This window comes from Rhodobacter sp. 24-YEA-8, from assembly GCF_900105075.1.
In the GTDB taxonomy this organism is placed as follows: Bacteria; Pseudomonadota; Alphaproteobacteria; order Rhodobacterales; family Rhodobacteraceae; genus Pseudogemmobacter.
This window is the reverse complement of sequence record NZ_FNSK01000001.1, coordinates 2,203,749-2,216,737: the sequence shown is the minus strand read 5'-3', so window position 1 is coordinate 2,216,737 and position 12,989 is coordinate 2,203,749. Positions and strand designations below refer to the sequence as shown.

At 64.3% G+C, this 12,989-nt stretch carries 9 protein-coding genes and 1 pseudogene; all 10 read right to left on the bottom strand.

Annotated features, from left to right (window positions below):
- Positions 1-195: 195 nt before the first annotated feature.
- Positions 196-927, bottom strand: coding sequence for a GNAT family N-acetyltransferase (locus tag BLW25_RS10760; protein ID WP_092898926.1), 732 nt, complete (start codon positions 925-927; stop codon positions 196-198).
- Between the two features lie 100 nt (positions 928-1,027).
- Positions 1,028-1,480 (bottom strand): DUF1993 family protein, encoded by a 453-nt coding sequence (locus BLW25_RS10755; RefSeq protein WP_171909525.1) that lies wholly within the window; start codon positions 1,478-1,480, stop codon positions 1,028-1,030.
- Positions 1,480-3,260: pseudogene (gene aspS / locus BLW25_RS10750) on the bottom strand (aspartate--tRNA ligase). The gene BLW25_RS10755 and the pseudogene aspS overlap by 1 nt, the downstream one beginning before the upstream one ends.
- Positions 3,261-3,425: 165 nt before the next feature.
- The gene (locus tag BLW25_RS10745) at positions 3,426-4,523 is read right to left on the bottom strand and encodes a BMP family ABC transporter substrate-binding protein (RefSeq protein ID WP_092898922.1); all 1,098 of its coding nucleotides are present in this window, start codon (positions 4,521-4,523) and stop codon (positions 3,426-3,428) included.
- A gap of 50 nt (positions 4,524-4,573) precedes the next feature.
- Positions 4,574-5,503, bottom strand: a complete 930-nt coding sequence (locus tag BLW25_RS10740; RefSeq protein ID WP_092898920.1) for an ABC transporter permease — start codon at positions 5,501-5,503, stop codon at positions 4,574-4,576.
- On the bottom strand, positions 5,500-6,594 hold the full coding sequence (locus BLW25_RS10735) for an ABC transporter permease (RefSeq protein WP_092898918.1): 1,095 nt from the start codon (positions 6,592-6,594) through the stop codon (positions 5,500-5,502). The genes BLW25_RS10740 and BLW25_RS10735 overlap by 4 nt, the downstream gene beginning before the upstream one ends.
- Positions 6,595-6,690: 96 nt before the next feature.
- Complete coding sequence (locus BLW25_RS10730) at positions 6,691-8,223, bottom strand: ABC transporter ATP-binding protein (RefSeq protein WP_092898916.1); 1,533 nt, start codon at positions 8,221-8,223, stop codon at positions 6,691-6,693.
- Positions 8,204-9,193: a xanthine dehydrogenase accessory protein XdhC gene (gene xdhC / locus BLW25_RS10725; RefSeq protein ID WP_092898914.1), complete on the bottom strand. Its 990-nt coding sequence runs from the start codon at positions 9,191-9,193 to the stop codon at positions 8,204-8,206. Before xdhC ends, BLW25_RS10730 begins: the two co-directional genes overlap by 20 nt.
- Positions 9,186-11,564, bottom strand: coding sequence for a xanthine dehydrogenase molybdopterin binding subunit (xdhB, locus tag BLW25_RS10720; RefSeq protein WP_092898912.1), 2,379 nt, complete (start codon positions 11,562-11,564; stop codon positions 9,186-9,188). Before xdhB ends, xdhC begins: the two co-directional genes overlap by 8 nt.
- Entirely contained in the window at positions 11,561-12,967 is a 1,407-nt protein-coding gene (xdhA, locus tag BLW25_RS10715; protein WP_092898910.1) for a xanthine dehydrogenase small subunit, read from the bottom strand. Before xdhA ends, xdhB begins: the two co-directional genes overlap by 4 nt.
- Between the last annotated feature and the right edge of the window lie 22 nt (positions 12,968-12,989).

Genomic DNA, 12,989 nt, shown 5'->3' with positions numbered 1-12,989 from the left:
TACGCCGGTCCGTGCAAGACTTCTACCACAGGGCAGCCGCTTAAAAGACGAGCGAGTGTTATAACCGTCCGCAGGAAAGCACCAGGCGCAAACGCGCATGCGACCTGGCATTGGCAAAGGCTCAGGCCGGTCCGGGCTCGGGCCCTTCCGATACCCGCTCTTGCGTTTCGTTCCCTCGTTCAGATCCGTCCCGGTTCACAAAAGCCCGGGATCCCGGACCGCCAGCAAAGGGCGTGTCAGATCCGAGAGGCGGGTCTTCTGCCGGTCTTCGATGTCGAAATTTGACGGATCAAGCCAGGCCTTATGCGCTGCCTCCAGCGCTGGCCATTCCTTGTCGATTACTGAGAACCAGGCCGTATCGCGGCTGTGACCCTTTACAATCATATGCTGGCGGAAGACCCCTTCAAAGCTGAAGCCCAGCCGCTGCGCCGCGCTGCGCGAGGGCAGGTTCAGCGCGTTACATTTCCACTCATAGCGACGATACCCGGCGGCAAAGGCCCAGCCCATCATCAGATGCATCGCTTCGGTCACCGCCACCTTGCGCTGCAAAACGGGTGAAATGCAGATATGGCCCACCTCGACCGACCCGCTATCCGGTGCGATCCGCAGGAAAGAGGCGACCCCACTGGCCCGCCCGGTTTCCAGATCGCGCAGCACAAGGAAATACGGATCCCTGTCGCCCTCAGAGGCTTCGGTCCAGCGGTGATAATCCGCAGCCGTGGCGAAAGGCCCGTAGCCCATATAGTCCCAGAGCCGGTCATGGCCGGCGAAACTGTCATGAAGCTCGGCCGCATGTTGCCAGGCCGAAAGCGGCTCGAGCCGCACATTGCGCCCTTCGAGTGCGAGACTCGCAGGCGATGGCGGCGGCGTCCAGTCGGGCAGGGCTTCGCCCCAGACCGGCCCCGGTTTGGTCTGATCATTCTGCATTGCCCGCCCTCCGCTGACTGTCCGGAGCGAGGCTAGGCAGCGTCCTTGCCGCGGGCAAGAAGTCACGGGATCTGGACTGATTTTCAGAGCATGACTGGCCTTAGGGTGATGGAGCGCCGAACCCGTTGAAATCCGCCTCGCTCAGGGTGACACCCGCCGCCCGCAGCCCGGCATAGCCAAGCGCCATCTGGAAGTAAAACGAGGGCATGCCAAAGAGGTGCAGGAAGTTTCCGGCGGAAAGATCCAGGGGAATCCCGTTGATCTGCCGCCGGATCCTGCGAGACGGGTCGGGGTCAAACTCGGTTGGCTTCATGCCGCCCAGCAAGGCCCGCGCCACTGCAAGACGCGGCCCGAGCGCCTCTGGCAAATCCGGCAGCTCTCGCCCTGCCAATGGGAAGCAGATCTCAATGGAAAGGCCCGCCGCGATGGAAAATCGCTGGCGGGCCGTCATGTCCTGGAAGGGCTGATCCAGCGCCTCGGGCCCCGCAATCGCCACCATATCCGCAATGCGCGAAAGGGAATGGCGAAAGACGGGGACCGTGGTCTGATACATCATGCGTCCTTCGGGATCACCCTGAGGCGCAATTCGCGCAGCTGATCATTCGTCGGATCAGAAGGCGCGTTCATCAGCAGGTCTTCGGCGCGCTGGTTCATCGGGAACATGATAACCTCGCGGATATTGGTGGTATCGGCCAGCAGCATCACCAGCCGGTCGATCCCTGCCGCACAGCCACCATGGGGCGGCGCGCCATATTTGAACGCCTTGACCATGCCGCCGAACCGCTTGTCGACCTCGGAATTCGGGTAACCAGCGAGTTCAAACGCCTTATACATGATTTCCGGCTTATGGTTGCGGATGCCGCCCGAGATGATCTCATAGCCATTGCAGGCCAGATCATACTGATAGGCATAGACATTCAGCGGATCGCCCGACAGCGCCTCAAGCCCGCCCTGCGGCATCGAGAAGGGGTTGTGGGAGAAGTCGATCTTGCCCTCGTCGGTCTTCTCATACATCGGGAAATCGACGATCCAGGCAAAGCGGAAGCTGTTTTCTTCGGTCAGCTTCAGCTCGCGGCCGATCTCGTTCCTGGCGCGGCCTGCGACCGATTCAAACACATCGGGCTTGCCGCCGAGGAAGAAGACGGCGTCGCCGACATCGAGACCCAGTGAGTTGCGGATGGCTTCGGTCCGCTCTGCACCGATGGCTTTGGCGATGGGGCCGGCAGCCTCGGTCGAGCCATCTTCGGCCTTGCGCCAGAAGATATAGCCCATGCCCGGCAGGCCCTCTTTCTGGGCAAACGCATTCATGCGATCGGCGAATTTGCGCGAGCCGCCGGTCGGCGCGGGAATGGCGCGGATCTCGGTGCCCTCATTCTCCAGGAGGTTCGCGAAGATCGCGAAGCCCGAACCCCGGAAATGCTCGGACACATCGACCATTCTGATCGGGTTGCGCAGATCCGGCTTGTCCGAACCATACCATTTCAGGCTGTCGCGATAGGAAATCAGCGGCCAGTCGGCATAGACCTTGCGGCCCCCCCGAACTCTTCGAACAGGCCCTGCAGCACCGGCTGGACGGTCGCGAAAACGTCTTCCTGGGTGACGAAAGACATCTCGATATCGAGCTGGTAGAAATCGGTGGGCGAGCGGTCGGCGCGCGGGTCTTCATCACGGAAGCAGGGCGCGATCTGGAAATAGCGGTCAAAGCCTGCGACCTGGATCAGCTGTTTGAACTGCTGCGGTGCCTGGGGGAGCGCATAGAACTTGCCGGGATGCAGGCGCGAGGGCACGAGGAAGTCGCGCGCGCCTTCGGGGCTGGATGCCGTGATGATCGGGGTCTGGAATTCGTTGAACCCCTGATCCCACATGGAATTGCGCAGCCAGCGCACGACATTCGAGCGCAGGATCATGTTCTTATGCATCGTCTCGCGACGCAGATCGAGGAAGCGGTAGGTGAGGCGGGTTTCCTCAGGGTATTCGGTTTCGCCGAAAACCGGCAGCGGCAGGTCGCCGTCAACCGGGCCGAGCACCTCGACGCCGGTCGCATAGACCTCGATCTCGCCGGTCGGGATCTTTGCGTTCACAAGGCTTTCGTCTCGCGCTTTCACACGGCCGTCGATGCGGATCACCCATTCCGAGCGCACCTTGTTCAGCTCGGCAAAGGCCGGGCTGTCGCTGTCGGCCAGCACCTGGGTGATACCGTAATGGTCGCGCAGGTCGATGAACAACACGCCGCCATGATCGCGCACCCGGTGCACCCAGCCCGAGAGACGCACATTTTCGCCGACATTGGCGCGTGCGAGGCCCGCACAGGTATGGCTGCGATAGGCGTGCATCATCAGTCCCCTTTCCGAGGTGTTTTTCCAGGCCCCGGTAAAACGCGCCTCATGAGAAGAAGTCAAGCCCGGCCCCGCCATGTTGCCCGCTGCACAAACCGCAGCGCCAGCCGGCGGGCAAATGAAAAGGCCCGCCAGTGCGGCGGGCCTCAGGGGTGAGCCCGATCAGTTCTGGTTCGGGATGTCGCCGGTGATGCCTTCGACATAGAAGTTCATCGTGGCGAGCACGCCGTCATCAGCGACTTCGCCTTCTGCCAGCCAGGCCGAGCCATCCTGCTTGTTCAGCGGGCCGGTGAAGGGGTGCCAGGTGCCGGCGGCGATTTCGTCACGAACCTTTTCGGCAGCGGCTTTCACCTCGGCCGGGACGGCTTCGGTGATCTCGCCGATCTCGACTTCGCCGCCCGCGATGCCTTCCCAGGCCGCCGATTGCTCATAGGTGCCATCCATCAGAGCGCCGACGCGCTTGATGTAATAGGGCGCCCAGTTGTCGATGATCGCCGAGACGCGGGGCGAGGGCTTGTAGGCCGACATATCCGAGGCCTGACCAAAGCCGATCACGCCCGGAACCTTGGCGGCTTCTGCCAGCGGTGCGGTGGAATCGGTGTGCTGCAGGATCACATCGACGCCCTGGTCGATCAGCGCCTTGGCGGCATCGGCCTCTTTTGCCGGATCGAACCAAGTATAGGCCCAGACGATCGACATGTTGACATCGGGGTTCACCTTCTTGGCGTGGATGAATGAGGCATTGATGCCCTGGATGACTTCGGGGATCGGGAAGGATCCGATATAGCCGATCTTGTTCGACTTGGTCATATGGCCGGCGATGGTGCCCATGACGGCGCGACCTTCATAGAAGCGTGCGTCATAGGTCGAGACATTCGGCTGGTCGCGTTTGAAGCCGGTGGCATGTTCGAATTTGATATCGGGAAACTGGGCCGCGACGGCCTGGGTCGCATCCATGAAGCCGAAAGAGGTGGTGAAGATGATATTGCAGCCATCCAGCGCGAACTGGGTGATCGCGCGTTCGGCATCAGCGCCTTCGGGGACCGATTCCTGCCAGGCGATCTCGACCTTGTCGCCATATTCCTCGACCAGGGCCAGTGCGCCCTGATGGTGCTGATAGGTCCAGCCGCCATCGCCGATCGGGCCGACATAGATGAAGCAGGCCTTCACCTTTTCCAGGCCCTGGGCCATGGCGGCGCCGCCTGACAGCGCGAGGCCGAGGGTGATGGCGGCAGTTGCCAGCAGGTTTCTGCGTTGCATGGGTAGTCTCCCCGTTCGGGCCGGGGCGGCAGGCCCCGGCAATAGATGCCTCAGCGTGAGGCGTGGAAATTCTGCCCCAGAGAGGCCGGCGCGCCAAAGCTGCGACCGCGACCCGAGGACATGATGACAAGTACGATGATCGTGATGACGTAAGGCGCCATCGCAAGATATTCGACCGGAATGGCATAGCCGGCGGCCTGGAGGTTCGGCCCCAGCACCATCAGCCCGCCGAAAAGCCAGGCACCAAACAGCACGCGCCCGGGCCGCCATGAGGCGAAGACCACAATCGCCAGGGCGATCCAGCCGACGCCATTGGTCATCCGGTCGGTCCATTGCGGCACCCGCACCAGGCTGACATAGGCGCCGCCCATCCCGGCCATGGCGCCTCCGAACAGGATGCACAGAAGCCGGATCCGGTTGACCTTATAGCCAAGCGCATGGGCCGCCTCATGGCTCTCGCCCACGGCGCGGATGATCAGCCCGGCGCGGGTCCGGTTCAGCAGCACCCAGGTGACCAGCACCATCAGCAGCGAGAAATAAACCACCCAGTCGTGGCGGAACAGCATCGGCCCGAGAAAGGGAATATCGCGCAGGGGCCCGAGGTCCACAGGCGTGGTGACCGGCGGCTTGATGCCGTTATAGCCCTGGCCCGCCAGCGACGAGACCCCGATCCCGAAAAGGGTCAGCGCAAGGCCGGTGGCAACCTGATTGGCCTGGAACACCAGTGTCAAAAGCGCGAAGATCAGCGAGAAGGCCGCGCCAGAGGCGGCACCGATGGCAAAGCCCGCGACCGGGCTTTGCAAGGTGACGGCGGCGATAAAGCCGCTGACCGCGCCGATGATCATCATTCCCTCGACGCCGAGGTTCAGCACACCCGAGCGCTCCACCACCGTCTCGCCAAGGGCTGCGAGCAGGATCGGCACCGCGCCCACCATCAGCGAGGCGAGGAGGATCGCCACATCAAGGCCACCGATGATCATGCGCCTGCTCCTGTCCCAAGGCTCCGGCCGATGCGGATGCGGTAATTGGTCAGCATATCGACACCCAGCAGGAAGAAGAGCAGCATCCCCTGGAAGACCTGGATCGAGGCGGCAGGCAGGTTGAGCCGCGATTCGGCCAGGCTGCCCCCCACATAGGTCAGCGCCATCAGAAGCCCTGCAAGGATGATCCCCAGCGGGTTCAGCCGGCCAAGGAAGGCCACGATGATGGCGGTGAACCCGTAGCCGGTCGCGAATTTATCGGTGATCTGGCCAGAGGGGCCGCTGACCTCGAAGATCCCGGCCAGTCCGGCCAATGCGCCGGCGAGGCCGAGGCAGAAGATCACCAGCCGGGCAGGGCTTACACCATGGAACCGGGCTGCGCGCGGTGCCTGACCGGCAAGGCGGATGCGAAAGCCGATGCCGTGGCGCGTCAGCAGCACATAGGCCGCCACCGCCACGCCAAGTGCCGCGACCGCACCCCAGTGGAATCCGCTGCGCTCGATCAGATCGACATTGCGCGCGGCGGGATAGCCCGAGAAATTGCGGCTGCCGGGAAAGCCCATGCCGTCCGGGTTTCTCAGAAAGCTGAACGCTGCCTTGGCGAGGATTGCCTGGGCGACATAGACGAGCATCAGCGAGACGAGGATCTCATTGGTGTTGAACTTCGTCTTCAGGATGGCGGGTATCATGGCCCAGGCCCAGCCGCCAAAGGCGCCGGCCGCGATCATGACAGGAAAAATCAGCCGGTTTTCCGTCGGGTAGAAGGCAAGGCCGACCGAGGCGCCGATGATTGCGCCCATGATATACTGGCCCTCGGCGCCGATATTCCAGATGCCGGCACGAAAGCCCATGGCAAGGCCGACCGCGATCAGGATCAGGGGGGCGGCCTTGATGAAAAGCTGGGCGCGGAAATAGGAGGCATTGGCCCCCGCGAGCGGCTCCCAGAAAATGGTCCGGATCACGGTAAAGGGGTTTGAGCCGAGCGCTGCAAATAAAAGCCCCCCCGCCACCATGGTCAGGAAAACGGCCAGAACCGGCGTGAACCACAGCCAGAACTGCGACGGAGTGGCGCGCCGCTCGAGCCTCAGCATGGGACGCCTCCGCCCGCCTGCCGCGCCGACCAATTCCTGCACAGGAATTGGCACGATTTCTGTACAGAAATCGGTCCTCTGGCCGATGCCGGCGCTTCAGGTCGCATGATGCGCCTCCTCCATCCCATGGGCCCCGCCCATCATCAGGCCGATCTCTTCGGTGCTCAGCCCTTCAACCGGGCGCGGCACCGAAAGACGGCCTTCATTCAGCACTGCAAAGCTGTCGGCGATTTCCATCAGCTCGTCGAGATCCTGGCTGATCACCACGACGGCCGCACCCTGGCCCGCGCAATCGAGGATCTTCTGCCGGATCGCGCTTGCGGCCGCGGCATCCACCCCCCAGGTCGGCTGGTTGATGACGATGACATCGGCCCCCTGTTTCAGCTCGCGCCCCATCAGGAATTTCTGCAAATTCCCCCCCGAAAGCGCCCGCGCCGCCACATCCGGCCCCGGTGTCCGCACATCATAATCGCGGATCACCTCTTCGGCGAAGTCGCGCGTTCTCGCGCGGCGGATAAAGCCGCGATCCGAGAGGTTCATTCGCACCGATGCGGTCAGCCAGGCATTGTCGACCAGGCTCATATCCGGTGCCGCCGCATGGCCGTAGCGGTCCTCGGGCGCGGCCACCAGCCCTGCCGCACGCCGCCCGGCCGGGCCGAGCGTGCCGATCCCGGTGCTGCCGAGCCGGATCGCATCTGCCGGGGCCGGCATTTCCCCCGACAGCGCCAGCAAAAGCTCGTCCTGGCCATTGCCCGCAACACCGGCGATCCCCAGAACCTCGCCCTTTCTCACGCTGAAGCCCACGTCTTTGAGGGCGGTGCCAAAGGGGATCGGCGAGGCCAGTGACAGCCCGTTCACCTCCAGCGCGATATCGCCCTTCTGACCTTTGCGACGTGCCGGCACCGCCAGCGATGCGCCGACCATCAGCTCCGCCATCTCGCGTGCCGATCGTTCGCGCGGCGTACAGGTTGCCACCACCCGGCCACGCCTGAGGATGGTTGCCTCATCACAGAGCGCCCGGATCTCTTCCAGCTTATGGCTGATATAAAGGATCGAGGTCCCCGCCGCCGCCAGCTGCCGCAGCGTGCGAAACAGGATCTCCACCTCCTGCGGCGTCAGCACCGAGGTCGGTTCATCCATGATCAGCAGTTTCGGATCCTGAAGCAGGCAGCGGATGATCTCGACCCGTTGCCGTTCCCCGGCAGAAAGATCACCCACGTTGCGGCCCGGATCAAGCGGCAGGCCATAAGCTTCGGAAACCTCGCGGATCCGCGCGGAAAGGGCGCGCATCGGCGGCGGATCCTCCATCCCGAGGGCGACATTCTCGGCGACATTCAGCGCCTCGAACAGGCTGAAATGCTGAAACACCATCGCGACACCCAGACGCCGCGCCTCGGCGGGGCGCGCTGGCGCATAGGGCTGGCCCCGCAGGGTCATCCGTCCCTGATCGGGCCGCACCAGGCCGTAGATCATCTTGACCAGCGTCGATTTCCCGGCGCCGTTTTCGCCCAGAAGCGCGTGGATCTCGCCCGCCCGGATGGTGAAAGACACATCGCTGTTGGCGATGACACCCGGATAGGCCCTTGTCAGACCCTCCAGCCGCAGAAGCTCATCCGAACCGGCTGTCATCCGTGATCCCCGCTCTTTCCACCGCTGCTGACCCGGAGGCCAATCCGGATTCCCGTTTCCGTTTCAATAGTTGCACCGCCACCCCAATCGCAATGGCCTGTGGGTGTTTGCCAAGGCTCATATCACCAATCGGCGAGGTGATGCGCGATATTTCACCCCCCGGATGCCCCAGAGCGAGGAGCCGGCTGCGAAACCGGGCCCATTTAGTGGCCGATCCGATCAGCCCGATTCCCGCCGTCTCCTGCCCCAGCAGGAGGTGGCAAAGCTCCAGATCCAGCGCATGTGAGAAGGTGACGATCAGATGCCCGGCGCCCGCAGGCGCATGTCGCACCAGCTGCGCGGGGTCCGCCGCCCAGAGCGCGTCGACGCCTTCGGGCAGGGTGTCAGGAAAGCGGGCGCGCGCCGTGTCGATCCAGGTCAGCGCGAAATCCGGCAGCGGGCCGAGGACCGCGACCAGGGCCCGTCCGACATGGCCCGCCCCCCAGATCCAGAGCGGGCTGGCCGCCGCGCTCAGGGGCTCCGCCAGCCAGCCGCCGGTGCAAAGCGGGCCGCCTTCCCAGGCCCGGCCATTGCGGGCCCGCGCCAGTGCACGCCGGATCCGGAACGGCATCGCGCCCGCCTCCGGGCTGACAGGTCGCGCAACGACCGGGCCGCTCAGCCCGGCAAGCCGCGCCTGATCCCAGTGTTCGCTGACCAGATCGACCAAGCCGCCGCAGCATTGCCCAAGGCCCGGGCCAAGCGCATGGCGTGTCAGCCCGCCATTCCCGGCGCCTGCCAGCATCTTGCGCGCGCCCGTCACGGCGAGATATTCCAGCGCGCCGCCGCCGATCGTGCCCTTCTGGCCGTTCTCCCAGACCAGCATCGCCGCCCCGTCCTCGCGCGGGGAAGACCCCTGATGTCCGGCGATCACCACCCGGATCACCGGCCCATGTTCCGAAAGTGTCGCCCGCAGGGCTTCTGCGTCAAACATCGCGCCTGACCCTTTCCACCGCTGCCAGCACCGCCTCCGGCGTTGCGGGCGCCACCAGATCAGGCCAGACCCGCCCATCCCCACAATCTGCGCCACAGGCGGCGACCGCCGCCGACAAAGCGGCATGGACCGAGATCCCCAGCATGAAAGGCGGCTCGCCCACCGCTTTCGAGCGCCCAACCGTCGCTTCGCGATTTGGCCGGTTCCACAGTTCCACATTGAAAATACGCGGCCGGTCGGAACAGGCCGGGATCTTATAGGTCGAGGGCGCATGGGTCATCAGCCGGCCCTTGCGGTCCCAGACCAGTTCTTCGGTGGTCAGCCATCCTGCGCCCTGAACATAGGCGCCCTCGATCTGGCCGATATCAATCGCGGGGTTCAGCGGCGATCCGGTGTCATGCAGGATGTCGGTGCGCAAAATGCGGTTCTCGCCGGTCAGGCAATCGATCACCACCTCGCTTACCGCCGCGCCATAGGCGAAATACAAAAACGGCCGGCCCTGACCCCTGATCCGGTCCCAGGTGATTTTCGGCGTGGCGTAGAAGCCGGTCGAAGACAGCGAGATCCGCGCCTGATAGGCCCAGGCCGCAACCCTGGCAAAGGGATAGGCCTCGCCCGCCACCCGCACCATCCCGTCCTGGAACCGCACCGCCTCCACCGCCACCTGATGCTTTTCGGCCAGAAATCCGGCAAGCCGCCCCCGGATCACCAAAGCCGCCTCGCGCGATGCCATCCCGTTCAGATCCGACCCTGACGAGGCCGCCGTCGCCGAGGTATTGGGCACTTTCGCCGTGTCAGTCGCGGTGATGCGGATATCGCCTGCCTCAAGGCCAAAGACTTCTGCCACCACCTGGGCCACCTTGAGGTTCAGCCCCTGACCCATCTCGGTGCCACCGTGATTGAGATGCACCGAGCCGTCCTGGTAGACATGCACCAGCGCCCCCGCCTGGTTCAGCCATGTCAGGGTGAAGGAAATCCCGAATTTCACCGGCGTCAGTGCGATGCCGCGCTTGAGCACCTGTGATCGCGCATTCCAGGACGCAATCTCTGCCTTTCGCGCCAGGTAATCCGAGCTTTGCACCAGTCGCGCCACAAGCTCCTGCCCGACAAAATCTTCGACCGGCATCTGATAGGGCGTGGTCTGAACAGCGCCCTTTCTCCTGCCCGGAATACTCCGTGACGCGCCGGGGGGCTGGCCACCCGGTTCCTCTGCTGCAATGGTCGGCTCGTAGAAATTGATCCGCCGCACCTCCAGCGGCTCGCGTCCGAGGGCGAATGCGATATGATCCATCACCCGCTCGATCCCGATCATCCCCTGCGGCCCGCCAAAGCCCCGGAAGGCGGTGGCGGATGCTGTATTGGTTTTCAGCCGATGGCTCTCGATGCGGATGTCCTTCAGGAAATAACAATTGTCCGCATGCAGCATCGCCCGGTCCGCCACCGGCAAAGACAGATCCTGGCTCCAGCCGCAGCGGAAAAGATGCGTGACCGCTATCCCGAGCACCCGGCCTTCTTCATCGAACCCCGCCTCGTAGCGGATCTCGAGATCGTGGCGCTTGCCGGTGATGACTATATCATCATCGCGGTCATAGCGCATCTTGCAGGCCTGGCCGGTCAGGCGCGCCGCCACCGCGCAGGCGATTGCCAGTGCATTGCCCTGACTTTCCTTGCCACCGAAACCGCCCCCCATCCGCCGCGTCTCGACCCGGACTGCGGCCATCGGCAGATGCAGGGCATGGGCGACCTTGTGCTGGATCTCGCTTGGATGCTGGGTCGAGGACAGGATATGCATCCCGTCTTCCTGCGGCAGCGCCGCTGCGATCTGGCCCTCAAGGTAGAAATGTTCCTGCCCGCCAACCGGGAAGCGGCCCGCGATCCGCTGCGGCGCAGCTGCAATCGCCGCCGCCGCATCGCCCCGCGCCCAGATCACCGGCCCCTGTTCAAAGCGGCTGTCTGCTTCCAGCGCCTCTTCGATGGTCAGGATCGGGGTTTCTTCGTGGTAGTCGATCCGGGCCAGCCGCGCTGCCCGCCGCGCCGCGAGATGGCTTTCCGCCAGCACGATAAACAGCGGCTGGCCGTGGAAATGAATGGCATCCGGGCTCAGCAGCGGCTCGTCATGGGTCGAAGGGGAACAATCGGGCATAGCGCCGAAAGCGGCGAACAGATCATCCGCCGTAATCACCCGCACGACACCGGGCGCGGCCAGCACGGGCGCTAGGTCGATGCTCTCGACCCTCCCGCGCGCTATGCCGGCCAGGCCAAAAGCCAGATGCAGCGCGCCCTGGGGCAGGGGAGTGTCATCCAGATAGCGCGCCGTTCCCGCCACATGCAAAGGCGCGGAATCGTGGGGGAGGGGTTTCCCGATGCTCATGGCGCCACCTTCAGCACGGAGGTTTCAACGCCGGAGCGTTCCAGAAAGTAGCGCAGCAAGAGATTTTGCGCGACAGCAAGCCGGTAGCCGGCCGAGGCGCGCATATCGGAAAGCGGCTGGTAATCTTCCGCCATGGCGCGCATCGCATGGCGGATCGTCGTCTCGCTCCAGTCCTGACCGATAAGCGCCGCCTCTGCGCCGCGCGCGCGTTTCGGGATCGCCGCCATGCCGCCAAAGGCGATGCGGGCGGAGGTGATGCGGCCCTCGCTATGCGTGATATTGAAACAGCCGCAAAGCGCGGAAATATCCTGGTCGAAGCGTTTCGAGACCTTGTAGCAGCTCAGATCCGGGGCGGCGGGCAGGGTGATCGCCTCGACAAATTCGCCGGGCAGGCGGTCTTGTTTGCGGTAATCGAGGAAAAAATCCTCAAGCGCGAGGCTGCGGCGGGTGTCGCCCTGGCGCAGATGCAGCCTGGCGCCGGCGGCGATCAGCGCGGGCGGGCCGTCGCCGATGGGCGAGCCATTGGCGATATTGCCGCCGATTGTGGCCGCGTTGCGGATCTGGGCCGAGGCGAAGCGGCGCAGGAGCTCGGCAAGGCCGGGATGGCTGGTTTTCACCGCCGCGCGCAGCCGGGCGATGGTGACCATGGCGCCGATGCGCAGGCCTTCGGAGGTATCGGTGATGCTTTGCAGGTCTTTGATCTGGTTGAGGAATATGACCGGTGAGAGGGAGCGCAGCTGTTTTGTGACCCAGAGACCGATATCGGTGGCACCGGCGATCAGCGTGGCCTCGGGCGTCGCGGCATAAAGGGCTGCGAGGGCATCTGTGGTGGTCGGGGTCAGGGGGGCTGTCTGCCCCCCTCGGCCTTTGGCCTCACCCCCCGAGGATATTTCCGGACAGATGAAACCGGCATCTTTTTCAAGCCAGTCGGGGATGGGGGCGGTCTCGGCAGCCCGGGCGGCGCGGAGGATCGGCGCGTAGCCGGTGCAGCGGCAGAGATTGCCGGCGAGGCTGTCATCGTGGCTCCGGTCGCCGTTCAGATGGGCCGCGGCCATCGAAGCGATGAAGCCCGGCGTGCAAAAGCCGCATTGGCTGCCGTGATGGGTGATCATCGCCGCTTGGACCGGGTGCATCTCGCCTTTGGGGCCGGTGATGCCTTCGACGGTGCGGATGGCTTTGCCTTTGAGCTGCGGCAGGAAGAGAATGCAGGCATTGACCGCGCGGGCGCCGGTCTCGTCACGCAGGATGACGGTGCAGGCGCCGCAATCGCCTTCGTTGCAGCCCTCTTTTGTGCCTTTCAGGCCGCCTGTGTCGCGCAGCCAGTCGAGCAGCGTCCGGGTGGGGCTTTCGGCCTCCGGGATGTGGGTTTCAAGTCCGTTCAGCCAGAAACTGATACCGGTCATTCTTCAATCCGCCGCGATACTC